The organism is Streptomyces sp. CB02058 (genome assembly GCF_001905505.1).
In the GTDB taxonomy this organism is placed as follows: domain Bacteria; phylum Actinomycetota; class Actinomycetes; order Streptomycetales; family Streptomycetaceae; genus Streptomyces.
Map to the genome: position 1 here is coordinate 407,682 of NZ_LIPG01000001.1, position 24,152 is coordinate 431,833.

Below are 24,152 nucleotides of genomic sequence, written 5' to 3' on the forward strand. Positions count from 1 at the left end.
GGCGGGTCAGCCGACCACGGTCCAGGTGTCGTTCCCGGCCAGCAGCGCGCCCAGGTCTCCCTTGCCGTGCTGTTCGATCGCGGTGTCGAGCTGGTCGGACATCAGCACGTCGTAGACCGGGCGCTCCACACTGCGCATGACGCCGATGGGCGTGTGGTGCAGGGTGTCGGCGTCGGCCAGCCGGGACAGCGCGAAGGCGGTCGTGGGGCTGGGGTTGTGCGCGTCGTGGACGAGGATGCGCGACTGGTTCTCCTCGGTGACCGCCACCACGCTCAGGTCGCCCGTCAGGGGGTCGCGGACGACGCCCTTGGAGTTGTCGGCGCCGAAGAGGATCGGCCTGCCGTGTTCGAGCCGGATGACCGCCTCCTCGGCCCGCTCCTTGTCCTTGAGGACCTCGAACGCGCCGTCGTTGAAGATGTTGCAGTTCTGGTAGATCTCCACGAGCGCCGTGCCGGGGTGGTCGGCCGCCGCGCGCAGCACGCTCGTGAGGTGCTTGCGGTCGGAGTCGACGGTGCGGGCGACGAAGGTGGCCTCGGCTCCCAGGGCGAGCGAGACCGGGTTGAAGGGCGCGTCCAGGGAGCCCATCGGCGTCGACTTGGTGATCTTGCCGACCTCGGAGGTCGGGCTGTACTGGCCCTTGGTGAGCCCGTAGATCCGGTTGTTGAAGAGCAGGATCTTCAGGTTGACGTTGCGGCGCAGGGCGTGGATGAGGTGGTTGCCGCCGATGGAGAGGGCGTCGCCGTCGCCGGTGACGACCCAGACGGACAGGTCGCGGCGGGAGGTGGCCAGGCCGGTCGCGATGGACGGGGCGCGGCCGTGGATGGAGTGCATCCCGTAGGTGTTCATGTAGTACGGGAAGCGGGACGAGCAGCCGATGCCGGAGACGAACGTGATGTTCTCCTTGGCCAGCCCCAGTTCGGGCATGAAGCCCTGCACGGCCGCGAGGACCGCGTAGTCACCGCAGCCCGGGCACCAGCGCACCTCCTGGTCGGACTTGAAGTCCTTCATGGACTGCGCGCCCTCGGCCTTGGGGACCAGCTGGAGGAGTTCGTTGGCGTCAGGCATCGATGGCCTCCTTGAGGGCGGTGGCGAGCTGCTCGGCCTTGAAGGGCATTCCGTTGACCTGGTTGTAACTCTGCGCGTCCACGAGGTACTTGGCCCTCAGCAGCAGGGCGAGCTGACCGAGGTTCATCTCGGGGACGACGACCTTGTCGTAACGCCTCAGCACCTCGCCCAGATTCCTCGGGAACGGGTTGAGATGGCGCAGATGGGCCTGCGCGATCGTCTCGCCCGCCGCGCGGAGCCTGCGCACCGCCGCGGTGATCGGCCCGTACGTCGAGCCCCAGCCCAGGACCAGGGTCCTCGCGCCGGCCGGGTCGTCGACCTCCAGATCGGGCACCACGATGCCGTCGATCTTCGCCTGGCGGGTGCGGACCATGAAGTCGTGGTTGGCCGGGTCGTAGGAGATGTTGCCGGTGCCGTCCTGCTTCTCGATCCCGCCGATCCGGTGTTCGAGACCGGGGGTGCCGGGCACGGCCCAGGGGCGCGCCAGGGTCTGGGGGTCCCGCTTGTAGGGCCAGAACACCTCCGTGCCGTCCGCGAGTTCGTGGTTCGGCCCGCTGGCGAATTGGGTCCGCAGGTCGGGGAGGCTGTCCGTCTCGGGGATCCGCCACGGCTCGGAGCCGTTCGCCAGATAGCCGTCGGACAGCAGGAAGACCGGGGTCCGGTACGTCAGCGCGATCCGCGCGGCGTCCAGGGCCGCGTCGAAGCAGTCCGCCGGGGTCCTCGGCGCCACGATCGGGACCGGCGCCTCACCGTTGCGCCCGTACATGGCCTGGAGCAGGTCCGCCTGCTCCGTCTTGGTCGGCAGACCGGTGGAGGGGCCGCCGCGCTGGATGTCGATGATCAGCAGCGGGAGCTCCAGCGACACCGCCAGACCGATCGTCTCCGACTTCAGCGCCACACCCGGCCCCGACGTCGTCGTCACACCCAGGGCTCCCCCGAAGGCGGCACCCAGCGCCGCCCCGATCCCGGCGATCTCGTCCTCCGCCTGGAAGGTCCGCACACCGAAATTCTTGTGCTTGCTGAGTTCATGCAGGATGTCGGACGCCGGAGTGATCGGATACGAACCCAGATACACCGGGAGTTCGGCCTGCCGGCCCGCCGCGATCAGGCCGTACGACAGTGCCAAATTCCCCGAGATGTTCCGGTAGGTACCCGTGGGGAAAGCCTGCGACGCCGGTGCGACCTCGTACGAGACCGCGAAATCCTCCGTGGTCTCACCGAAATTCCAGCCCGCCCTGAACGCCGCCACGTTCGCCTCGGCGATGGTCGGCTTCTTCGCGAACTTCGACCGGAGGAACGCCTCCGTACCCTCGGTCGGACGGTTGTACATCCAGGACAACAGCCCGAGCGCGAACATGTTCTTCGACCGCTCGGCCTCCTTACGGGAAAGACCGAACTCCTTCAGCGCCTCGATCGTCAACGTCGTCAAAGGCACGGGATGCACGTTGTACGCCCCGAGCGAATCGTCCTCGAGAGGTGACTGCGTATATCCGACCTTCGCCATCGGGCGCTTCGTGAACTCGTCCGTGTTCACAATGATGTCCGCCCCGCGCGGCACATCGGCGATATTCGCCTTCAGGGCGGCGGGATTCATCGCGACCAGCACGTTCGGCGCGTCGCCGGGCGTCAGGATGTCGTGGTCCGCGAAATGCAGCTGGAACGACGACACACCCGGCAGTGTGCCTGCGGGTGCCCGGATCTCGGCCGGGAAGTTCGGCAGCGTCGACAGGTCGTTCCCGAACGACGCCGTCTCCGACGTGAACCGGTCACCCGTCAGCTGCATGCCGTCACCCGAGTCACCCGCGAAACGAATGATCACCCGGTCCAGACGGCGGATTTCCTTCTCGGTGGCACCCGAACGCTCAATGTGCGGGACACGCTGCTCCCCGACGACAGCCTCGCTGGCCTCATCGGACTTACCGGCTGGGCTACTGACCTGGCTGGTCACTGAACTGGACCTCCCTAGGGGCGGCGGCTCGGGACCGGCCGGCCCGCCGGCGGTCCAGGCCCCACCCTACTTCTGTAAGGGTCGCCTTCCTTGGACCGGTCATATGGTGGACGCGTTTCCGAGGCATCCATGCTCTTTTGAGACATCGATCCCTCACGTTCAGCCATGTTCCCGGGACCCCGGTCACCGGAAGTGAACGCCACCGGAGAGGAAACACCCCGACGAGTGCGCCGATAATCCTTTCGTCGTAGATCCGGTGTTCCGCCTGACCAGGGGGTTGATCGTTCAGATCATCGCCGATAGATCATCGGGTTGCTAGGACTTCAGGTAGGTCAGAACAGCGAGAACGCGCCGATGATCTCCGTCGCTGGGCGACAGGCCCAGTTTCAGGAAGATGTTGCTCACGTGCTTCTCCACGGCCCCGTCGCTCACCACCAGCTGCCGGGCGACGGCTGAATTCGTACGCCCTTCCGCCATCAGACCGAGGACCTCGCGCTCGCGCGGTGTGAGCCCCGCCAGCACGTCCTGCTTGCGGCTCCGGCCCAGCAGCTGGGCCACGACCTCCGGGTCCAGCGCCGTCCCGCCCTGCGCCACCCGCACCACGGCGTCCACGAACTCCCTGACCTCGGCGACCCGGTCCTTGAGCAGATAGCCCACCCCGCGGCTGCTCCCGGCCAGCAGCTCGGTGGCGTACTCCTCCTCGACGTACTGGGAGAGCACCAGCACCCCGATGCGCGGATAGTCCTTCCGCAGCCGCACCGCGGCCCGCACGCCCTCATCGGTGTGGGTCGGCGGCATCCGCACATCGGCGACGACCACGTCCGGCAGCGCGTCCTGCGCGGCGAGGTCGTTCACCGTCTTGATCAGCGCCTCGGCGTCCCCCACCCCCGCGACGACGTCGTGCCCGAGATCGGTCAGCAGCCGGGTGAGCCCCTCCCGGAGCAGCACCGAATCCTCGGCGATGACGACCCGCACTCTTTCCTCCACGACGTTGTGTCCCCCACTGTCGGTTGTTCCCCGTGTACGCCGCTCTCCGCGCCGCACTGTCGGTCCAGCATTCCAGCATCGGCGCCCGGACGGGCCGTACACCGGTTGGTCGCGCCCCCGACCGGGCGCGCAGTGGTGCCCCGGCCGCCATGAAGGCGGCCGGGGCACCACTGCGGTCGGCCCGTACGGGACCCGCGATCAGCCCCGCCAGGGGAGCTCGGCGGTGACCGTCGTCGGGCCGCCGGCGGGGGAGTCGACGACGAGGACACCGTCGACCGCGTCCAGCCGCTCCGTCAGACCGGCCAGCCCGCTGCCCGCGGACACATCGGCCCCTCCGCGCCCGTTGTCGGTGATCTGGAGCATCAGCCGGTCGCCCGCCCGCCACACGTCGACCGACGCGCGGGTGGCCCGGGCGTGCTTGCTGATGTTCTGGAGCAGCTCGGAGACCGTGAAGTACGCGATGCCCTCGATCGCCTGTGCGGGCCGTGCGTCCAGCTCCACCACGACCTTCACGGGGACGGTGCAGCGTGAGGCGATGGCGGAGAGCGCGGCGTCGAGGCCCCGGTCGGTGAGGACGGCGGGGTGGATGCCCCGGGCGAGGTCGCGGAGTTCCTGGAGGGCGACCTTGACCTCGCCGTGGGCCTCGTCGACCATCCGGGCCGCGGCCTCCGGGTCCTCGTTCATCTTCTCCTTCGCCAGACCCAGGTCCATGGCGAGGGCGACGAGACGGGCCTGCGCGCCGTCGTGGAGGTCACGCTCGATACGGCGCAGGTCGGCGGCGGCGGTGTCGACGACCACACCCCGGTCCGACTCCAGCTCCGAGACCCGGCTGGCCAGCCTGGAGGGGCCGAGCAGCCCCCGCACCATCACCCGGTCCACGGACACCAGGCCGCGGACGACCCACGGGGTGACCAGCACGAGCGCCAGGCCGAGCAGGCTGGTGACCGCGATCTCGAAGGGCGTGTCCACGTAGATCTCGCGCGTCCGGTCGCCGTACAGCTGGATGCCGTCGACACCCACGAACACCGGGAAGACCCAGCGCCACAGCGGATACGTGAACGCCGCCCAGCCGTACACCCAGAGGATCACCGCGACGTTGAACGCGAACACCGCCCACGGCATGTGCAGCACCGCGTACAGCAGATGCCGCCAGGACACCCCGCTCTTCAGCACCGCGCCGACCCACGACATCATGCCGCCCTTGCCGCGCACCGGTGCGGGCTCGGCGACGTCCAGCTTCAGCAGTGCGCGCGCCCGGCCCCGCTCCATCGCGCCGAACCCGCGGCACATGGCCAGGCCGGCGGCGAGGATCGGAATGCCGAGGAAGGTGATCAGCATGCCCAGGCCCAGCGACACCATGGTGACCGCGAAGCTGAACAGCACCACGCTGATCGGCAGGCTCAGGACCACATAGCCCAGCTCGCGCCAGATACGTGCCTCGAAGGGCGCGCGCAGAGCCGCGGGGAAGAAGTGCTTCGCCGGGGGACGGCTCCCCGACCCGGTGCCGGGCCGCCTGTGGTGGTCCCGGGTGTCCGGTCCGTATGCCGTGGCCATGAGTGGCGTCCGTCCGTTTCTTCTGGGCGGGGGTGCCCCCGCGGGCCGATACAACGGCTGATATCTCAAGACTGCTGTGCCGGGGGCCCCCGCACCATGAGGAGGGTCTCCGTATCCGGCAGGGGGTTTTCCCCACCATGACGGTTGTGGGGGCCGGGGGCCGGGGCTGGGGGCCGGGGCTGGGGGCGTGAGGGCGTGGGGCTGGGAGCCCGGGGGCCTGGGAGCCCGGGGCCGTGGGGCGTCACCGGGTCACATGCGTCCGGTCCGCTTCACCGGTGCGCGTGGGGCACGCGCGGCCGGTCCGTTCCGGCGGTGCGCCGGGGCGCGCCGCCGGGGCCCGGTCGAATCACGCGCGTTCGGCCCGCTTCGCCGGTACGCCGACGCGGTCGCGCCACGGCAGTTCCGCGGTGACCGTGGTGGGGCCGCCCTCCGGGGAGTCCAGTACGAACAGCCCGTCGACCGCCCCGAGCCGCTCCGCGAGCCCCGACATGCCCGTACCCCCGTCGAGCCTGGCACCGCCGACGCCGTCGTCCCGGACCTGGAGCATCAGCCGGTCGCCGGACCGCCACACGTCGACCGACGCACGGGTGGCCCGGGCGTGCTTGCTGACGTTCTGGAGCAGCTCGGAGACCGTGAAGTAGGCGATGCCCTCGATGGCCTCGGCCGGCCGGCCGGTCAACTGCACCGACACGGTCACGGGGACGGTGCAGCGTGAGGCGATGGCGGAGAGCGCGGCGTCGAGGCCCCGGTCGGTGAGGACGGCGGGGTGGATGCCCCGGGCGAGGTCGCGGAGTTCCTGGAGGGCGACCTTGACCTCGCCGTGGGCCTCGTCGACCATCCGGGCCGCGGCCTCCGGGTCGTCGGAGAGCTTCTCCTTCGCCAGACCGAGGCCCATGGCGAGGGCGACGAGACGGGCCTGTGCGCCGTCGTGGAGGTCACGCTCGATGCGACGCAGGTCGGCGGCGGCGGTGTCGACGACCACACCCCGGTCCGACTCCAGCTCGGCGATCCTGCGCTCCAGCTCGTCGGAGGGCGAGAGCAGCCCCCGCACCATCGCCCGGTCCGCGTTCGCCAGACCGCGCACGATGAACGGAAGCACGGGCCAGAGCACGAACAGGCCCACCAGCGTCACGACGAACGTCGCGATCCCCCACGGCAGCCGCATGAACGAGAACAGCAACGCCCGCCAGCCCACCGGGTCCTTCAGCCCGGACCAGAGCCAGGTGAAGAAGCCCCCGCCGTGCAGGCCGCGAGGCATCGGACTCGGCTCCTCGACGCGTAGCCCCAGCATGCCGCGCGCCCTGCCGCGCTCGGCCCGGCCGAGCAACCGCGCGCCCGTCAGCCCGAGCGCGAGCAGCGGCAGACCGATCACGGTGACCGAGAGCCCGGCACCCACACCGACCAGGAAGACGGCATAGACGAAGCCCGCGACCGCCATCGGCAGATTGGCCAGGAGATAGGCGATCTCCTTCCACGTGTACCGGTCGAAGGCGAAGCGCGCGGGAGGCGGCCGGTCGTTGTCCGGCAGGGAGGGGCTCATGGTCATACGACCAGCGTGCCGGGCGGGGCGCCCCCACGCCATGGGGTCCGTGGGTGAGGCGGAGTAGGGATAACCCCACCTCGCGCGCCACCGCTCGCGTCACACTCGCATCACCTGTTGTGCCACGGGCTGCTTACCGTCCCTTTAACAGGGCCTAGACTCCCGTGCGTACAGACCGTCGAACAGGTTAGGGAGCGAGGGGCGGACGTGGCGGACGTGCCGGGACCGACCGTTCTCGCGTCGGACTACTTCCAGAGCTATTCAGTGGTCGGACTGCTCGCCCTGGTCGGCGTGCTGTTCGTCGCCGTCGCCTTCGGGGCCGGACGGCTGCTGAGGCCCGTGGTCCCGACGCCGGAGAAACTCCTCACGTACGAATGCGGAGTGGACCCCGTGGGGGAGGGCTGGGCCCACACCCAGGTTCGCTATTACGTGTACGCGTTCCTGTACGTGATCTTCGCCGTCGACTCGATCTTCCTGTTCCCGTGGGCGACGGTCTTCGCGGCCCCCGGATACGGTGCGACGACGCTGGTGGAGATGTTCATCTTCCTCGGTTTCCTGGCCGTGGGACTGCTCTACGCATGGAAGAAGGGCGTCCTCGAATGGGCGTGACCAGCCGGCCGAACCCCGAACCCCCCGTGTCGCTGCCCGATCCGACGCTGCTGCCCGAGCCGAAGAAGCTCGGGGTGCTGTCCCGGCTCGCGCCCGAACCGATGAAGGTGGTCCTCAACTGGGGCCGCCGCTACAGCCTGTGGGTCTTCAACTTCGGACTCGCCTGCTGCGCCATCGAATTCATCGCCGCGTCCATGGCCCGCCACGACTTCATCCGGCTCGGCGTCATCCCCTTCGCCCCGGGCCCCCGGCAGGCCGACCTGATGGTCGTCTCCGGCACGGTGACGGACAAGATGGCCCCGGCGGTCAAGCGGCTGTACGAGCAGATGCCCGAGCCGAAGTACGTCATCTCCTTCGGAGCCTGCTCCAACTGCGGCGGACCGTACTGGGATTCGTACTCCGTGACCAAGGGTGTCGACCAGATCATCCCCGTCGACGTCTACGTGCCCGGCTGCCCGCCCCGGCCCGAGGCGCTCCTCCAGGGCATCCTCAAGCTCCAGGAGAAGATCGCCCGCGAATCGCTCGCCGAGCGGTACAGCACGCAGGACACCGCACGCCCCTCGACCGCCGCGCTGCGCAGCGGTCTCGTCGCCGCCCCGAAGGCACCGGGGGAGGAGCGGGAGTGAGCGCCCCCGACACCGCCGCCGACGCCTACGACCGGCTGCCCGACGCCGTCACCGACGTCTTCGGCGCGGACGCCACCGCCACGCACGCCTACGACCTGCTGACCGTGGACGTCCCCGCCGCCTCCTGGATCACCGCTCTCGAAACGGCGCGCGACGCACTGGGCTGCACCTACTTCGACTGGCTGAGCGCCGTCGACGAGCCCGGCACCGGCTTCCGGGTCTGCGCCCATGTCGCGGCACTCGGCGAGGGCAGGGTCCGGCGGCTGCTGGTCCGTACGACCGTTCCGCACGAGGCCCCCGTCCTGCCCAGCGCCATCGGCGTCTACGCGGGCGCGGCGTGGCACGAGCGCGAGACGCACGAGATGTTCGGTGTCGGCTTCGACGGCCACCCCCATCTGGTCCCGCTGCTGCTGCCCGAGGCATTCGAAGGGCATCCGCTGCGCAAGGACTTCGTCCTGGCGGCACGGGTCGCCAAGGCGTGGCCGGGCGCCAAGGAGCCGGGCGAGTCCGAACACGGCGGGCCCAAGCGGCGCACGATGCTGCCGCCGGGTGTCCCCGACCCCAACGAGTGGGGCCCGCTCAAGGGCCAGCTCCCGCCCGCTCCTGCCCGCCCGGCCCGGGGCGCGCGTGCGGCGGGCGCGGCGGGCGACCGTCCGGCGCGGCGGGCTCGCAGTGTGAGCGAGGGCTCGGCCGCACAGCGGTCCGCGACGGCTCCGGACGCCGCATCGGACACATCCGGCGTGGCTCCGGGTGCTCCGGACACGGCTCCGGGCACGGTTCCGGAAGCTTCCGCGGGCGGGGCGGAGACTCCTCGCGCGGCGCGACCGCGCCGTACCCGCAGCGCCTCCCAGGGCTCGGCGAGCCAGACCCCGGGCCCGACGACGACGCCTGCGGCCGGAGCGGCGAGCGACGCGAGCACGGAGGCGCCCCGCGCGAAGGGCGCGGCGGGCAGCGCGGACGCTCCCTGGCACGACGCCCGCCCGGCTTTCGACACGAAGCCGGAGCCGGCCGCGCCGGAGTCGGCCGCGCCTGAGCCCGAGCGGACCGAGCCGGAGCAGGCCGAGCCGGAGCCGGCCGCACCTGAGCCGGCCGAGCCGGAGTCGGCCGCACCTGAGCCGGAGCCGACCGCGCCGGAGTCGGCCGCGCCTGAGCCCGAGCGGACCGAGCCGGAGCCTGCACCGCCCGCCCCCCGGACGGACAGCACGGACGACTCCGGCAGCTCCAACGGCTCGGACAGCTCGGACAGCTCCGACAGCTCCGACAGCTCCGGCGGCTCCGACAGTTCGGACCGTACGGACGACGCGAACGACACGGACCGCACTGACCGCACTGACCGCGCGGACGATCCTGACCGCCGCCCCGACCATCCCGACCGCCCCGCCGGAGGCGATACCGCGTGAACGACGTACTCGACGTCGCCCTCCGCCTCGTCATCGTCTTTGCCGTGTTCATGGTCGTCCCGCTCGTCGTGGGGCAGGCCGAGCACAAGGTGATGGCCCACATGCAGGGCCGGCTCGGCCCGATGTACGCGGGCGGGTTCCACGGCTGGGCCCAGCTCGTCGCGGACGGGGTGAAGTTCGCGCAGAAGGAAGACGTCGTACCGGCCGACGCGGACCGCCGTATCTTCCAACTGGCCCCCGCGGTCGCCCTGCTCCCGTACCTCCTCGTGATCGTCGCCATCCCGATCGGCCCCAGCGAGGGAGCGGTCGGCCAGGTCGTCGACGCGGGCATCTTCTTCGTCCTCGCGATCATGGGCGTCGGCGTACTCGGCTCGCTCATGGCGGGCTGGGCGTCGGCCAACAAGTTCTCCCTCCTCGGTGGCCTCCGTACCGCCGCACAGCTGCTCGCGTACGAACTGCCGATGCTGCTCGCCGCCGCCTCCGTGGCCATGGCGGCGGGAACCGTCTCGCTTCCCGGCATCCTCAACGCCTTCGAGTGGTGGTGGCTGCCCTGGCAGATCGTTGGCGCCCTGGTCTTCTTCGTGGCCGGACTCGCCGAACTCCAGCGCCCGCCCTTCGACATGCCGGTCGCGGACTCGGAGATCATCTTCGGCGCGTACACCGAGTACACCGGTCTCCGCTTCGCCCTGTTCCTGCTCGCCGAGTACGCCGGAATCGTCGTGCTGTGCGGTCTGACGACCGTCCTCTTCCTCGGCGGATGGCACGGGCCGCTCGGTGCCGACGGGCTCGGCTGGGTCTGGACCCTGCTCAAGACCGCGGTCCTCGCGTTCGTCGTCATCTGGCTGCGGGTCACCTACCCCCGCCTGCGTGAGGACCAGTTGCAGAAGCTCGCCTGGACCACGCTCATCCCCCTCGCTCTCGCGCAGATCGCGCTCACCGGCATCGTGAAGGTGGCGATCAACTAGTGCCTCCGATCCCCGGCTCAGGCCTGGCCAAGGGCCTCGCCGTGACCCTGCGGACCATGACGAAGCGCACGGTCACCGCGCAGTACCCGGACGTGCAGCCCGAACTTCCGCCCCGCACCCGGGGGGTCATCGGGCTGTTCGAGGAGAACTGCACGGTCTGCATGCTCTGCGCCCGTGAGTGCCCCGACTGGTGCATCTACATCGACTCCCACAAGGAGACGGTGCCCGCCGCCGCACCGGGCGGCCGCGAGCGCAGCCGCAACGTCCTCGACCGCTTCGCGATCGACTTCGCCCTCTGCATGTACTGCGGTATCTGCATCGAGGTCTGTCCTTTCGACGCTCTGTTCTGGTCGCCCGAGTTCGAGTACGCGGAGACGGACATCCACGAGCTCACCCACGAGCGCGACAAGCTCCGCGAGTGGATGTGGACCGTCCCCGAACCGCCCGCGCTGGACCCGGGGGCCGAGGAGCCCAAGGAGATCGCCGCCGCGCGCAAGACGGCCGACAAGCTCCAGGCCCAGGAAGCCCAACAGGCCCAGGAAGCCCAGCAGGCGCTGGAGGCCCAGCAGACCCAGGAGTCACAGCAGTCACAGCAGGCCCAGGCGGAGCAGAACGCCCGGCCTGGCAGGCCGGAAGAACAGGAGGGGCAGGAGTGAGCCTCGCGGCCATCGCCGGCCACCCCGGCTTCCTCTCCCCGACCGGCGTCGAGATCGCCTTCGTCCTCGTCGGCCTCGCCACCCTCGGCGCGGCCGTGATCACCGTCACCACGAAGCAGCTCGTGCACGCCGCCCTCTGGCTCGTCGTCGCGCTCGGCGGCATCGCGGTGGAGTACCTCCTGCTCACGGCCGAGTTCATCGCGTGGGTGCAGGTCCTGATCTACGTCGGTTCCGTCGTCGTCCTCCTTCTCTTCGGGCTGATGCTCACCCGAGCCCCCATCGGCCGCTCCCCGGACGCAGACTCCGGCAACCGGTGGGTCGCGCTCGGTGTCGCCGTCGCCGCCGCCGGGGCCCTCGTCTGGGTCGTCGTGGACGCCTTCCGCACGACCTGGATCAATCTGGACGGCCCGGCCCAGGGCTCCACCAAGGTCTCCGGGGAGTTCCTCTTCCGGCACTGGGTCCTGCCCTTCGAGGCACTCTCCGTCCTGCTGCTGGCCGCCCTCGTCGGTGCGATCGTCCTCTCCCGCAAGGACGGCAAGGACGGCAAGAGCCGGCAGGACCGCAAGGGCCCGCCCGGCAGCAGGACCCTGCAGGGCGGCAAGGACCAACAGGGCGGCAGGGCCCCCTTGGACAGCCAGGGCAGCACGGAACGACCCGCCGCGAACCGGGAGGACAAGAGCTGATGCACCTCGCCTATCCCGCCGTCCTGGCCGTCCTCCTCTTCTGCACCGGGCTGTACGGCGTACTCGCCCGCCGCAACACGATCCTCGTCCTGATGTCCGTCGAGCTCATGCTCAACGCCGTCAACCTCAACCTGGTCGCCTTCGACGTCTGGCTCCGCGACGCCGTCCACTCCGGCCAGGCCCTCACCCTCTTCACGATCGCCATCGCCGCCGCGGAGATCGGCATCGGCCTCGCGATCGTCCTGGCCGTCTACCGCAACCGGGGCAGCTCGGACATCGACCGCCTCCGCGACACCGCGGAGACCGACGACGCCGAGACGCTCCCCGACGACGCCGAGGCCGACGCCGGCCGGGACACCACCGCAGACCAGGCCACTGCTCCGGCAGGGAAGGCAAAGAAGGCAGAGGCCACCGCGTGACCACCACGACCCTCGCCGTCCTCGTCCCCCTCCTTCCTTTCCTGGGCGCGGTCGCCGGACTTCTCCTCGGCCGCACCGCACCCGGCTTCGTCCGCCCCCTCGCGGTGCTCCCGACCCTCGTCGCCGCCGTGATCGCCGTCCTCGTCGCCGCACGTCAGGGCGGCGGCCGGGCCATCGACGCCGCGACCCAGCTCACCCCCACCGGCTCGGTCCCGATCGATCTGGCCCTGCACCTGGACGGCTTCGCCGTCCTCGTCGCCGTCCTCGTCGGGCTCGTCGCCACCTGTGTGCAGATCTACTCGACGGCGTACCTCAAGAACGACGCCCGCTACCCGTCGTACGCCGCCCTCGTCTCCCTCTTCACCTCCGCGATGCTGCTCGTCGTCTACTCCGGCGACCTGATGGTGCTCCTGGTCGGCTGGGAGATCATGGGCATCTGCTCGTACTTCCTCGTCGGGCACTACTGGGAGACCCCCGAGGCCCGCGCCGCCTCGCTCAAGGCCTTCCTCGTCACCAAGCTCGGCGACGTGCCGTTCCTCATCGGCCTGTTCGCCCTCGCCGCGGACACCGGCACCTTCCGCATCACCGGCATCCTGGCCGCCGTCAACAACGGCGGACTCGACCACCCCACCCTGATCGCCCTGCTGCTTCTCGCCGGTGTCGCGGGCAAGTCCGCGCAGTTCCCCCTGCACACCTGGCTGCCCGACGCGATGGCAGGCCCCACCCCCGTCTCGGCGCTCATCCACGCCGCGACGATGGTCGCCGCCGGCATCTACTTCGTGGCCCGGCTCCTCCCCGTCTTCGCCGCCTCCGGCGCGGCCCTCGTCGTGCTCGCCGTCATGGCGGCCGTCACGATGATCGGCTCCGGTCTCGCCGCACTCGCCCAGGACGACATCAAGCGCGTCCTCGCCTACTCGACGATCGGCCAGCTCGGCTACATGTCCGGCGCCCTGGCCGTCGGCGACCGCGGGGCCGCCGTCTTCCACCTCCTGTCGCACGGTGCGTTCAAAGCCGTCCTCTTCCTGGCGGCGGGCGTCGTCATCCACGCGGCGGGAACCAACTCACTGGCCGCCATGTCCCGCATGCGCGGCCTGACCAAGCGCATCCCCGACGCCTACTGGACGATGACCGTCGCCCTCCTCGCGCTCGCCGCCATCCCCCCGTTCGCCGGCTTCTTCTCCAAGGAAGCCGTCCTCGTGGCCGCCGAGCACACCGCCTTCGGGGACCGCGACATCGCCCCCGCCGCCGCGGGCTGGACGGTCCTGGTCGGAGGGCTCCTCGCCGCCGTCCTCACCGCCGCCTACGCCACCCGGCTCTGGCTCCTCGCCTTCCGGGGACGCGGCCCCGAGGCCCCCGACCACGGCAGGCAGCCCGTCGCGATGACCTCGGTCCTGTGGGTCCTCGCCGTCCCCACCATCGCCTTCGGTCTCACCGCCGGCGTCCTCACCGACTGGTTCGACGGACACAGCCTGACCCCCTCCCTCACGACCGCCGTCCTCTCCACCGGCGTGGGACTCGCCGGCGGACTCGTCACCTACGGGGCCTGGCGCCACACCACCGCGCTCGCCGACCGCCCCCCGGTCGGCGCGGTCGCCGCCCACCCCGACGCCGAACCCGCCCTCGTGGAGGTCGAGGCGATGGCCTCGCACACGGCGGCCTACGGCACCATCGCGGACGCTCCGGACCCCTCGGACCCCGGTCGGCTGCTGCTCGGCCCGCTCCACCGCCACGCCGTCACCGGCTTCCACCTCGACGCCCTGTACACGGCGCTGTTCGTCCGCCCCTTCGGGGCCGCCGCCCGGCTCGTCCGCTTCCTGGACCGTGAGGTCGTCGACACCTACGTACGCGGCTCGGGCAGCATCGCCCGCGGACTCGGCGCCGCGGTCCGCCGCGCCCAGACCGGCAACGTGCAGACCTACCTCGGCGCGCTGCTGGCCGGAACCCTTGTCCTGGCGATCGCCGCCGTCGTCTTTGCCAACGTCTACGCCGGGGCGTGAGCCGTGTTCGATATCAGCGCATCCGTGATGCAGTTCCTTCTGGCGTTCATCGTCGTCGCCCCGCTCCTCGGCGCGGTCGCCGCGCTCCTGCCCGCCCCGCCCGGACTCAAGGGCAGGAACCCGGACCAGGCCGTGCTCCGCCACGGCGTGACCGTCACCGGCGCCGTGCTCCTCGCCGCGCTGGTCCTGGCCGCCGGCTTCGACCACGACCACCCGTCGAAGATGCAGGCCACCACGGACATCAGCTGGATCCCGGCGCTGGACGTCCGGATCCACCTCGGCACCGACGGCATCTCGCTCCCCCTCCTCGTGCTGACCGCGCTGCTGACCTTCCTCTGCGCGCTCCACAGCTACTTCAAGCTCCCCGCGGGCCCCTCCCCGAAGGCCTTCGTCGCTCTCGTCCTCGTCCTGGAGTCCGGCACCCTCGCGACCTTCGCCGTCCTCGACCTGCTGCTGTTCTTCCTGGCCTTCGAGATGGTCCTCATCCCGATGTACTTCCTCATCGCCCGCTGGGGCGGCGACAGGAAGCAGCCCGCGGCCTGGAAGTTCATCCTCTACACGCTGCTCGGTTCAGTGGTCATGCTGCTCGGCCTGCTCCTCATCGGGCTGGAGAGCGGCACATTCGACATGGTGGCACTCGCCACTGACAACGGCCGGGGCCTCACCGCGTCCGTGCAGGTCATCGCCGTACTCGCGGTCGGGATCGGCCTCGCGGTGAAGACCCCGATGTGGCCGCTGCACAGCTGGCTGCCCGACGCCCACACCGCGGCCCCGACCGTAGGCTCCGTCCTCCTCGCCGGCGTACTGCTGAAGATGGGTACGTACGGATTCGTCCGCATCCTGCTCCCCGTCACCCCGGACGGGATGCGGACCTTCGCGCCGTACCTCGCCGCGTTCGCCGTCGTCGGGATCATCTACGGGTCCCTCGCCTGCCTCGCCCTCGCCCGGCCCGGCGCCAAGGGCGACCTCAAGCGCCTGATCGCCTACTCCTCCGTGGGCCACATGGGCTTCGTCCTCCTCGGCATCGCCACCATGACCCCCACCGGAGTGAACGGCGCGCTCTTCGCCAACATCGCCCACGGCCTCATCACCGGCCTGCTCTTCTTCCTCGTCGGCGCCGTCAAGGACCGCTACGGCACCGCCGACCTCGACACCCTGTCCGGCGCCACGGGAGCCGCCCTCTACGGCCGCGCGCCCCGGCTCGGCGGACTCCTCGCCTTCGCCGCCGTCGCCTCGCTCGGGCTGCCGGGCCTCGCCGGGTTCTGGGGCGAGATGCTCACCCTGTTCGGCGCCTTCGACCCCGCCGAGGGGCTCAGCCGCCCCGCCTTCCTCACCTTCATGTCCATCGGCGCCCTCGGCACCCTGCTGACGGCCGCGTACATGCTGATCGTCGTACGCCGCGTCTGCATGGGCGAGCCCCATGAACAGCCGCACCAGGTCGCCGACGTCCAGCGCTACGAATTCGCCGCCTGGACCCCGCTCGCCGCACTGACCGTCCTTGCCGGACTCTGGCCCGCCGTCCTCCTCGGCCTCACCGACCCGGCCGTGCAGAAGCTCCTCGCAGGAGGCAAGTCGTGACCGTGGCAGCCGACAGCGCAACCGGGGCGGCAAGCCTCGTCCAGTCCGTCGACTGGCTCGCGATCGCACCCCCCGTCGTCGCCGCGTCCACGGCGCTCCTCGTCCTCGTCGCCGACCTCTTCACCAGCGAGAGGCGCAAGCCCCTCCTCGGCTACGGAGCGGTCGCCGGGCTCGTCGTCGCACTCGCCCTGCTCATCCCGCTCCGTGACGGTGACCGCTCCACCTTCTGCCTCACCGGCGGCACCCAGGCCTGCAGCTACACCGCCGACCACTTCGCCCTCGTCATCCAGGCCCTCGTGCTCGGCGGAGCCCTGCTGACCGCGCTGCTCTCGATCGGCGACACCCGCAAGCTCCCCGCGGGCGAGTTCTGGTTCCTGCTGCTGTCCTCAGCCGCGGGCGCGGCGCTCCTGCCCGCCTCCAGGGACCTCGCGACCCTCGTCGTCGCCCTGGAGGTCGCCTCGCTCCCCGCGTTCGCCCTCGTGGGCATCAAGCGCGGCGACCGGCGCTCCTCCGAAGCGGCCCTGAAGTTCTTCCTCTCCTCCGTCGTCGCCACCGCCGTCATGCTCATGGGCGTCAGCTTCGTCTACGCGGCCACCGGCACCATGCACCTCACGGAGGTCGCCGCACGCCTCGACGACGTACCCGGCCGGTTCACCACCCTCGCCGAGGCGGGCGTCGTCCTCACCCTCGTCGGCTTCGCCTTCAAGACGGCCGCCGCACCCTTCCACTTCTGGGTCCCCGACACCTACGTCGGAGCCCCGCTGCCCATCGCCGCCTACCTCTCGGTCGTCGGCAAGGCGGTCGGCTTCTCCGGCCTCGTCCTCGTCACGGTGGTCGGCTTCCCGTCCTACGGTGACCTCTGGGGCCCCGCCCTGGCCGTCCTCGCCGCGCTCACCATGACCACGGGCAACGTCGCGGCGCTCCGGCAGACCGCCACCCGCGCCCGAAGCGCCGTACGCCTCCTCGCCTGGTCGTCCGTCGGCCAGGCCGGCTACCTCCTCGTGCCGATCGCCGCCGCCGCGTACACCGACGACGCACAGATCGGCTCCACCGTCGCCTACGCCCTGATGTACGCCGTGGTGAACCTCGGGGCCTTCGCGGTGGCCGCCCTCGTCGCCCGCAGCCACCCCGGCAACCGGCTCGGCGACTACCGGGGCCTCTACGCCACCCGGCCCCTGGCCGCGCTCGCCATGGGCTTCTTCCTGCTCTGCCTGGCCGGTCTGCCGCCCGGCATCATCGGGCTCTTCGCCAAGGTCACGGTCTTCTCGTCGGCCGTCGACGCCGGGCTCGGCTGGCTCGCCGTCGTCATGGCCGTCAACGTCGTGATCGCGTTGTACTACTACCTTCAGTGGACCGCCGCGCTCTTCAGGGCCCCTGGGACGGCCCCCGCGTCCGAGGCGGTGCCCACCGCGCACGGACACCGGGTCCCCACCCCGCTCACCTTGGCGATCGTCCTCACCGCCGTAGCCGGAATCACACTCTCCGGGGCGCCCCAGCTCATCCTCCGCTTCGCGGCCGTGAGTCTCTTCTGACCCACTCCGTCCGGCTTGCCCGTGGAGCTGTCCACAGGGCATGGTCTTGCGTGCACGCGTCACATGAACAGAGCACACAACGGGGCGGCCCCGCCAGGACGGGCCCGCCCGACGCGCCGCAGGACGAGCACACAAGAAGAGCACAGAGGAGCCAGAGCGGTGCTGAACGGGTTCAAGGACTTCATCCTTCGCGGGAACGTCATCTCCATGGCCATCGGCCTCGCGGTGGGAGCTGCCTTCACCGCCGTCGTCACCGGCTTCAGCAACGCGTTCATCGTGCCGCTGATCGGCCTCTTCACCCGGGGCACCGGTGACTTCAGCAAGGCCACCTTCACCGTCGACGGCGTGAAGTTCCCCTACGGCCTCTTCATCAGCGCCACCATCGCCTTCCTCATCACCGCCGCGGTCCTCTACTTCCTCGTCGTCGTCCCCATGGCCAAGGTCCAGAACCGCTTCACGGCCAAGGAGGAGGAGGAGAAGGCCGACATCAAGGCCGCCCTCCGCGACTGCCCGCGCTGCTTCACCGAGATTCCCGCCATCGCGACCCGCTGCGCCCACTGCACCAGCGACGTCGAGCCCGACGCGGAGGCCCGCGCGCTCGCCGGGCTCCCCGCCCAGCGCTGACCCGCCGCCGCGCGGCCCGGTACGGCCCGGCGCGGACGAACCACCCGTACGGCCCAGGGCGGATCCACCAGGATCCGCCCCTGCCGTCTGTGTCCCCGGCCTCCTCGCACAAGGGAACTAGCTCCCCTCGCCTCGCGTTGACCAGAACAGGAGGCTCCACTGGGGAGTGGAGCACCACAGAGCAAGGGTTCCCCTGCTGCACCACTTGGAGGGCGTACCGTGCACCGCCGGCACAACGGGCTGAAAACCGCTGTACTCCTCGGGGGCCTCTCGGCCCTCATCATCGTCATCGGCAGCTTCTTCGGACGCACCGGCCTGATCGTGGCCCTCTTCGTCGCGCTCGCCACCAACGCCTACGCGTACTGGAACAGCGACAAGCTCGCCCTGCGTGCCATGAGGGCCCGCCCGGTCAGTGAATTCGAGGCACCGCAGCTCTACCGCATCGTGCGCGAGCTCTCGACCGCGGCCCGCCAGCCCATGCCCCGGCTCTACATCTCCCCGACGCAGGCGCCCAACGCCTTCGCCACCGGCCGCAACCCGCGCAACGCCGCGGTGTGCTGCACCGAAGGCATCCTCCAGATCCTGGACGAGCGAGAACTGCGCGGTGTCCTCGGCCATGAGCTGAGCCACGTCTACAACCGCGACATCCTCATCTCGTCCGTCGCGGGCGCCCTGGCCTCCGTCGTCATGTTCCTGGTCAACTTCGCCTGGCTCATCCCCGTGGGCCGGTCGGACGACGACGACGGCCCAGGACTCCTCGGGATGCTCCTGGTCATGATCCTCGGCCCGCTCGCCGCCTCGGTGATCCAGCTGGCCGTCAGCCGCTCCCGGGAGTACGAGGCCGACGCCTCCGGAGCCCAGCTCACCGGCGACCCGCTCGCCCTGGCCGACGCCCTGCGCAAGCTCGACGCCGGCACCAAACAGCTTCCGCTGCCGCCCGAACCCCGGCTGGAGACCGCGAGTCACATGATGATCGCGAACCCTTTCCGGCCCGGTCAGGGCATGTCCAAGATGTTCTCCACTCACCCGCCCATGGCTGAACGCATCGCCCGACTCGAGCAGATGGCAGGGTATCGACCATGAACGCAATCCTGAACGTCATATGGCTGGTCCTGTGCGGACTCTGGATGTTCCTGGGCTACATCGCCGCGGGGCTCCTGCTCTGCATCACGATCATCGGCATCCCCTTCGGCGTGGCCGCGTTCCGTATCGGCGTCTACGCCCTCTGGCCCTTCGGCCGCACCGTCGTGGACCGTCCCGGCGCCGGAGGCGGCTCCCTCATCGGCAACGTCCTCTGGGTCATCCTGGCGGGCTGGTGGCTCGCGCTCGGGCACATCTGCACCGGTATCGCCCTGTGCATCACGATCATCGGCATCCCGCTGGGCATCGCGAACTTCAAGCTCATCCCGGTCTCGCTGATGCCCTTCGGCAAGGAGATCGTCCCGAGCGACCAGCCGCTCGTGGGCCACTGACACGACAGCCGGCCGGCAACCGCACCCTTCCTGAAAGCGTCATGGCTTGCAGGAACGAGTGACGGGTAGGAACGCGAACATGAGCATCATCAGCTGGATCGTCCTTGGGCTGCTGGCCGGCGCCATCGCCAAAATCCTCCTACCGGGCCGCGATCCCGGAGGCATCATCGGCACCACCCTGATAGGCATCGTGGGTGCCTTCCTCGGCGGCTGGCTGTCGTCGCGCTTCCTGGACCGCCCCATCAGCACGGACTTCTTCGACGCGGCGACCTGGGTGGCCGCCATCGCGGGATCCCTCGTCCTGCTGATCGCCTACCGGCTGCTCTTCGGCAACTCCCGCGAACGCCGCTGAGCACGGCACAGCCCTTCCGGACACGCCCGCGGAAACGGCTACGGGGCGGGCCATGCCGACCGGCACACCCCGCCCCGCCGCGACCCGCTGCACACAGCAGCGAACCGCCTACCGGTAGTTGGCGAACTGCACCGCGAAGTCGAGGTCCTTGCCCTTGATCAGCGCCTGCACCGCCTGAAGGTCGTCCCGGCTCTTGGAGCTGACACGCAGCTCGTCGCCCTGGACCTGCGCCTTGACGCCCTTCGGGCCCTCATCGCGGATGATCTTCGCCACCTTCTTGGCGTTCTCCTGGGAGATGCCCTCCTCGATCGTGGCGAAGATCTTGTACTCCTTGCCGGAGAGCTGCGGCTCACCCGCGTCCAGCGACTTCAGGGAGATCCCGCGCTTGATCAGCTTGGACTGGAAGATGTCGAGGATCGCCTTGACCCGCTCCTCGCCGTTCGCCTCCATCAGGATCTTCTCGCCGGACCAGGAGATCGACGCGCCCGTGCCCTTGAAGTCGTAGCGCTGGGAGATCTCCTTGGCGGCCTGGTTGAGGGCGTTGTCGACCTCCTGCCGCTCGACCTTCGAGACGATGTCGAAACTGGAGTCGGCCATGACGTGTGGCTCCTTGCGTCGTATGCGTTGGGTACGGCACAAAGCCTAGCCACCCCCGCCCGCCCCCGGCGCTGATCAACCAGGTGGCGGAGCACCCCTGGGCATCAGGTATCGTTTACGTCGTCGCCAAGGAGCCCCGAACAGGGATCCGACGCGTCGTTCCAGGCGGTGTGCCCGAGTGGCCAAAGGGAGCAGACTGTAAATCTGCCGGCTCAGCCTACCCAGGTTCGAACCCTGGCGCCGCCACAGGACGGGAAACCCCGTCCGATCTGCTTAACCGCAGGTCGGGCGGGGTTTCTGCGTGTGTGTAAGTGTGACCACAGAAGGCGCCGATCGGCCCCCGAATCCGACCCTGACGTGAGCCCGTCCCCATCTGTCCCCCGGAGACGGGCTCATTTCGGCTCGTTCCACTCCACCCCGGCGCGTACGTCCCGACGGCGTACCGCCGTCGGGAACGGTTCTGGCCGGGTCAGCCGTCGAAGTAGACGACCAGGCGGACCCCCTCGTCGCCGTGCAGCTTCGCCAACGTGTGCATGACCGACCAGACGGCACCCCACTCGCTGTCGGGCACGGCGTCCTTTCGCCGCAGGCGGCCGACGCGGAAGAGCCGGTCGCCGTCGGGCCACTCGGTGTTCTCGGGAAAGTGGCTGCCCGCGCGGTGGAGCTGCAGAGTGTCCGTGAGGCCGGACAGTTCGGCGAAGCGGGCGAGGCCGGAGTTCCGTCCGTGCATCGTCCAGCCGCCGTCAGGGTTCCGGCGGTACTCGTGAACACAGCCGTCGACCTCGTTCGCCACTTCGTCCCAGTCGGCCGCTCCCAGCTCCGCCCAGGTGATCCAGGACTCGCCGTGCAGGTCGCTGCTCCATGGTGCGAAGTCGGCGAGGACCTCTTTCGACACGTCGTGGGGGAGGCCTCGGTGATCGGCGAGCGCGCGGAACGAGCTGGTGTCGCGTACCCCGAACAGGGAGCCGAAGGCGACGTAGTCGCGTCCGTTGTAGAGGTGCGAGAGGTCGATGGCCGCGAACCACTCGCGATCGTCCTCGTCCAGCCAGCGATCCCAGCGGCACTCGATGAAGCCGTGTATGTCTGTCCCCATCCCGGCATTGTTCTCCGCGGGCGTGAGGCGGGCGAAGGAATTCTTCTGGCTTCGCGCCGGCTGAAGACAGCCTCTCGGGCAACACGCCTTCCCCCAGGTGTACCCCGTCGCAGGGATCGTTCAGCCGGCACCCGCGTTGGCTGGGTGCCGGCGGTCCGTGACGTTGCTCCACTCTTGTCGTCGGCCGGACTGCTGACGATGATTCGGCCAGGGGCCACGTCGAGCGGGGGACGGCTACAGGCCGTCCCGTCGCGACGCTCCGGGAGTACGCGCCGGATCAGCCTGACGACTTGGGGGAGCCGTGAACACAGGTGTGGCAACAGTGCTGGTCGCCCTGGTCGGCGTGGTGGGCACCCTGCTCGCCCCGCTCACCACGAACTGGGTGAGCGCACGCGTCCGTCTGCAGGAGTTCGACCTGCAGCAGCGAGCGAGCGCCCTCACACGGGAAGAAGAGGCGGCAACGGCCGACCTGGAGCGCCGCCGGGCGGCCTATATCGCTCTGAACAGCAGCGCCAGGCTGTGGCGCCTCCTGCTCATGGAGGATGTGCACGCCCTGCGGGCGGGCGGCAGCACCGGAGAACAGACGGAGCAAGCCCGCCAGGCGTTCCAGGCGGACTTCGCCCAGGCGCAGATGCTGATTCCTGACCACGTCCTGGATGCGGCGAACCGGGTACGCATCGCGCTGGCGGACGCGCGCAAGCGCCTCGACCGCCATACCGAGGGTGATGGAGCGAGTGAGGCCGCGTGGCAGGACCTGTATGACTTCGTTCTGGGCGTCTGGGGTGAGATCACCGAGATGCAGGCAGCCATGCGGAAGGACCTGGGGGTTGGTTCGGGGGTGCCGGTACCGTCCGAGCGCTCCGAGACCTACCAGGCCGGTTCGTAGGGCTTCGTAGGGCTGGGCGCAGGTGTGGCGAAGTACGACCGCGCTGTGCGTGCGGGCTGCTCGGCCTCGTGCCAGCCTGGTCGTAACGCTGGTTCCCATCAGGCAGGTCGAGGAGCGCCATGAACAGGGACAACCCGTCGCCGGACGAGCCGGGGCGAAGCCGCCGGGACGCGGATCAGGGCCGGGACGAGAAGGAGCGTCGCAGCGGGCACGAGGGTGAGAAGCCGAAGCCGGCGAAGCAGCCTTCGGGGCTCACCGTCCGGACCACAGGACTCGTGCTCGACACCGGTGACGGCCGTGACGAGGAAGAGATCGACGGCATTCCCACGGAGCGTGAGGTCTAGCCGGACCGGGCCGCCTACGCCCGAACCCCGGCCGGGCGCCTCAGCAGGTACGCACCGGCGCAGGTGACCAGGACCGCCATGCAGGCGATGAACACCAGCCCCGCGTCCTGGAGACCGATGTGGACCGAGAGGATGCCGACACCGATCACGGGCAGCGAGATGCCCGCGTACGCCACCACGAACAGCGTCGAGATCACCGCCGCCCGCCGGTCACCGGGTGAGGCCGCGGCCACCTGGGCCAGGGCCGCCCGGAAGGCCAGGCCCTGGCCTGCGCCGCCCAGGAGCGCGCTCAGTACGACCAGGGGCAGCAGCTGCCACCACAGCGCGGCGGCCAGCAGGGCGAGTCCGGCGAGAAGGCCCGCGCAGCCCAGGGGGAGGGACCGGCTCTCGCCGATCCTGCCGACCGCCGACTGTCCGGCGATCGAGGCGAAGAAAGCCAGTGCGACGATCAGCCCGCCCACGGCGTGGTTGTCCACGTCCAGGAACTGGGCGAGGAACGCCGGGCTGACCGAGGTGAACACGCCGAACAGCGCGAACCCCACGAACGAGGCGAGCGCCGCCGGTCGGAACACCGCGCGCACCTCCGGCGGCAGTCCGGGACGCTGCGGGCGGACGGTGGCGAGGGGCCGTCGCTCGCGCACGGTCTCCCTCAGCGCCAGCAGGACGGCAGCCGAGGCCGCCAGCAGCGCCAGGTGCACGAGGAACGGCAGGTACAGCGGCCAGGGGGCGTACTGCGCGAGGAGCCCGGCGAGCAGCGGGCCGCAGCCCAGGCCGCCCATGTTGGCGGCCGTCGCGACGAACGAGGCCCTGGGCGAGCCCTTGCCGGGCGCCAGCTCCATCACGTACGCCGTGGCCGCCCCGGTGAACAGCCCGGCCGACAGTCCCGACAGCAGCCGTCCCGCGTAGAGCCAGCCCAGGGCCGTGGCGCACAGGAAGCAGACGGCGCTCGCCGCCGCGCACACCAGGCCCCAGAGCAGCACCGGGCGTCGGCCCACCGCGTCGGAGGCGTTGCCCGCCAGCAGGAGCACCCCGATGACGCCGAAGGCGTACACGGCGTACACGACGGTCACCGTCAGCTCGGAAAAGCCGAGCTTGTCCTGGTAGAGGCTGTAGAGAGGCGTCGGCAGGGTGGTCCCGGCCATGCACACGGCGAAGACCGCCCCGCCCGCGTAACAGGGGAGCCACCCTCGGCGTGCAAGGCCACCGTCCATGCGGCCGACGCTAT

Annotated in this window: 24 protein-coding genes and 1 tRNA gene; 17 read left to right on the forward strand and 8 right to left on the reverse strand. The window is 70.3% G+C overall.

Annotated elements, in window-relative coordinates:
* Positions 1-6 precede the first annotated feature (6 nt).
* From AMK10_RS01970 to AMK10_RS01990, 5 genes are all read right to left on the reverse strand, one after another.
* Positions 7-1,065 carry a 2-oxoacid:ferredoxin oxidoreductase subunit beta gene (locus AMK10_RS01970; protein WP_073744169.1) on the reverse strand — a complete coding sequence of 353 codons (1,059 nt, stop codon included), beginning with the start codon at positions 1,063-1,065 and terminating at the stop codon, positions 7-9.
* Positions 1,058-3,013: a 2-oxoacid:acceptor oxidoreductase subunit alpha gene (locus AMK10_RS01975; RefSeq protein ID WP_073744171.1), complete on the reverse strand. Its 1,956-nt coding sequence runs from the start codon at positions 3,011-3,013 to the stop codon at positions 1,058-1,060. The genes AMK10_RS01970 and AMK10_RS01975 overlap by 8 nt, the downstream gene beginning before the upstream one ends.
* A gap of 315 nt (positions 3,014-3,328) precedes the next feature.
* A complete protein-coding gene (locus tag AMK10_RS01980) occupies positions 3,329-3,988 on the reverse strand; it encodes a response regulator transcription factor (protein WP_073744173.1) in 660 nt (219 codons plus the stop codon).
* Positions 3,989-4,198: 210 nt separating this feature from the next.
* Positions 4,199-5,554: a sensor histidine kinase gene (locus tag AMK10_RS01985; protein ID WP_073744175.1), complete on the reverse strand. Its 1,356-nt coding sequence runs from the start codon at positions 5,552-5,554 to the stop codon at positions 4,199-4,201.
* Between the two features lie 346 nt (positions 5,555-5,900).
* Positions 5,901-7,100, reverse strand: coding sequence for a sensor histidine kinase (locus tag AMK10_RS01990; RefSeq protein WP_073744177.1), 1,200 nt, complete (start codon positions 7,098-7,100; stop codon positions 5,901-5,903).
* Between the two features lie 201 nt (positions 7,101-7,301).
* On the opposite strand from AMK10_RS01990, the gene AMK10_RS01995 reads away from it, so the two are divergent.
* The 14 genes from AMK10_RS01995 to AMK10_RS02060 all read left to right on the forward strand — a co-directional run bounded on the left by AMK10_RS01995 (position 7,302) and on the right by AMK10_RS02060 (position 20,007).
* A complete protein-coding gene (locus AMK10_RS01995; protein WP_053930253.1) occupies positions 7,302-7,703 on the forward strand; it encodes an NADH-quinone oxidoreductase subunit A in 402 nt (133 codons plus the stop codon).
* Complete coding sequence (locus AMK10_RS02000; protein WP_073744179.1) at positions 7,694-8,329, forward strand: NADH-quinone oxidoreductase subunit B; 636 nt, start codon at positions 7,694-7,696, stop codon at positions 8,327-8,329. The genes AMK10_RS01995 and AMK10_RS02000 overlap by 10 nt, the downstream gene beginning before the upstream one ends.
* Positions 8,326-9,729 carry an NADH-quinone oxidoreductase subunit C gene (locus tag AMK10_RS02005; RefSeq protein ID WP_073744181.1) on the forward strand — a complete coding sequence of 468 codons (1,404 nt, stop codon included), beginning with the start codon at positions 8,326-8,328 and terminating at the stop codon, positions 9,727-9,729. Before AMK10_RS02000 ends, AMK10_RS02005 begins: the two co-directional genes overlap by 4 nt.
* Positions 9,726-10,694, forward strand: a complete 969-nt coding sequence (locus AMK10_RS02010) for a complex I subunit 1/NuoH family protein (RefSeq protein ID WP_073744183.1) — start codon at positions 9,726-9,728, stop codon at positions 10,692-10,694. The genes AMK10_RS02005 and AMK10_RS02010 overlap by 4 nt, the downstream gene beginning before the upstream one ends.
* Positions 10,694-11,350 (forward strand): NuoI/complex I 23 kDa subunit family protein, encoded by a 657-nt coding sequence (locus AMK10_RS02015; RefSeq protein ID WP_073744185.1) that lies wholly within the window; start codon positions 10,694-10,696, stop codon positions 11,348-11,350. Before AMK10_RS02010 ends, AMK10_RS02015 begins: the two co-directional genes overlap by 1 nt.
* A complete protein-coding gene (locus AMK10_RS02020) occupies positions 11,347-12,033 on the forward strand; it encodes an NADH-quinone oxidoreductase subunit J family protein (protein WP_073744187.1) in 687 nt (228 codons plus the stop codon). Before AMK10_RS02015 ends, AMK10_RS02020 begins: the two co-directional genes overlap by 4 nt.
* On the forward strand, positions 12,033-12,452 hold the full coding sequence (gene nuoK, locus AMK10_RS02025) for an NADH-quinone oxidoreductase subunit NuoK (protein ID WP_073744189.1): 420 nt from the start codon (positions 12,033-12,035) through the stop codon (positions 12,450-12,452). Before AMK10_RS02020 ends, nuoK begins: the two co-directional genes overlap by 1 nt.
* Positions 12,449-14,449: an NADH-quinone oxidoreductase subunit 5 family protein gene (locus tag AMK10_RS02030; RefSeq protein ID WP_073744191.1), complete on the forward strand. Its 2,001-nt coding sequence runs from the start codon at positions 12,449-12,451 to the stop codon at positions 14,447-14,449. Before nuoK ends, AMK10_RS02030 begins: the two co-directional genes overlap by 4 nt.
* A gap of 27 nt (positions 14,450-14,476) precedes the next feature.
* Positions 14,477-16,027 carry a complex I subunit 4 family protein gene (locus AMK10_RS02035; protein WP_073744193.1) on the forward strand — a complete coding sequence of 517 codons (1,551 nt, stop codon included), beginning with the start codon at positions 14,477-14,479 and terminating at the stop codon, positions 16,025-16,027.
* The gene (locus tag AMK10_RS02040; RefSeq protein WP_073744195.1) at positions 16,024-17,559 is read left to right on the forward strand and encodes an NADH-quinone oxidoreductase subunit N; all 1,536 of its coding nucleotides are present in this window, start codon (positions 16,024-16,026) and stop codon (positions 17,557-17,559) included. Before AMK10_RS02035 ends, AMK10_RS02040 begins: the two co-directional genes overlap by 4 nt.
* A gap of 159 nt (positions 17,560-17,718) precedes the next feature.
* Entirely contained in the window at positions 17,719-18,183 is a 465-nt protein-coding gene (mscL, locus tag AMK10_RS02045) for a large conductance mechanosensitive channel protein MscL (RefSeq protein WP_073744197.1), read from the forward strand.
* Between the two features lie 219 nt (positions 18,184-18,402).
* Entirely contained in the window at positions 18,403-19,266 is an 864-nt protein-coding gene (htpX, locus tag AMK10_RS02050; RefSeq protein WP_073744199.1) for a zinc metalloprotease HtpX, read from the forward strand.
* The gene (locus AMK10_RS02055) at positions 19,263-19,655 is read left to right on the forward strand and encodes a YccF domain-containing protein (RefSeq protein ID WP_073744201.1); all 393 of its coding nucleotides are present in this window, start codon (positions 19,263-19,265) and stop codon (positions 19,653-19,655) included. The genes htpX and AMK10_RS02055 overlap by 4 nt, the downstream gene beginning before the upstream one ends.
* 79 nt (positions 19,656-19,734) lie before the next feature.
* Positions 19,735-20,007, forward strand: a complete 273-nt coding sequence (locus tag AMK10_RS02060; protein ID WP_073744203.1) for a GlsB/YeaQ/YmgE family stress response membrane protein — start codon at positions 19,735-19,737, stop codon at positions 20,005-20,007.
* 108 nt (positions 20,008-20,115) lie between these two features.
* On the opposite strand, the gene AMK10_RS02065 is transcribed toward AMK10_RS02060, so the two are convergent.
* Positions 20,116-20,604: a YajQ family cyclic di-GMP-binding protein gene (locus AMK10_RS02065; RefSeq protein WP_073744205.1), complete on the reverse strand. Its 489-nt coding sequence runs from the start codon at positions 20,602-20,604 to the stop codon at positions 20,116-20,118.
* Positions 20,605-20,768: 164 nt separating this feature from the next.
* On the opposite strand from AMK10_RS02065, the gene AMK10_RS02070 reads away from it, so the two are divergent.
* Positions 20,769-20,850 (forward strand) — tRNA-Tyr (locus AMK10_RS02070).
* Between the two features lie 223 nt (positions 20,851-21,073).
* Here the strand turns inward: AMK10_RS02070 and AMK10_RS02075 are convergent.
* Positions 21,074-21,697 (reverse strand): hypothetical protein, encoded by a 624-nt coding sequence (locus AMK10_RS02075; RefSeq protein WP_073744207.1) that lies wholly within the window; start codon positions 21,695-21,697, stop codon positions 21,074-21,076.
* 322 nt (positions 21,698-22,019) lie between these two features.
* Here AMK10_RS02075 and AMK10_RS02080 point away from each other — a divergent pair, with 322 nt between their 5' ends.
* On the forward strand, positions 22,020-22,583 hold the full coding sequence (locus tag AMK10_RS02080; RefSeq protein WP_241839461.1) for a hypothetical protein: 564 nt from the start codon (positions 22,020-22,022) through the stop codon (positions 22,581-22,583).
* A gap of 119 nt (positions 22,584-22,702) precedes the next feature.
* Positions 22,703-22,927 carry a hypothetical protein gene (locus AMK10_RS02085; RefSeq protein WP_073744209.1) on the forward strand — a complete coding sequence of 75 codons (225 nt, stop codon included), beginning with the start codon at positions 22,703-22,705 and terminating at the stop codon, positions 22,925-22,927.
* 14 nt (positions 22,928-22,941) lie between these two features.
* Here the strand turns inward: AMK10_RS02085 and AMK10_RS02090 are convergent, their stop codons facing one another.
* The gene (locus tag AMK10_RS02090; protein ID WP_073744211.1) at positions 22,942-24,138 is read right to left on the reverse strand and encodes an MFS transporter; all 1,197 of its coding nucleotides are present in this window, start codon (positions 24,136-24,138) and stop codon (positions 22,942-22,944) included.
* Positions 24,139-24,152 lie beyond the last annotated feature (14 nt).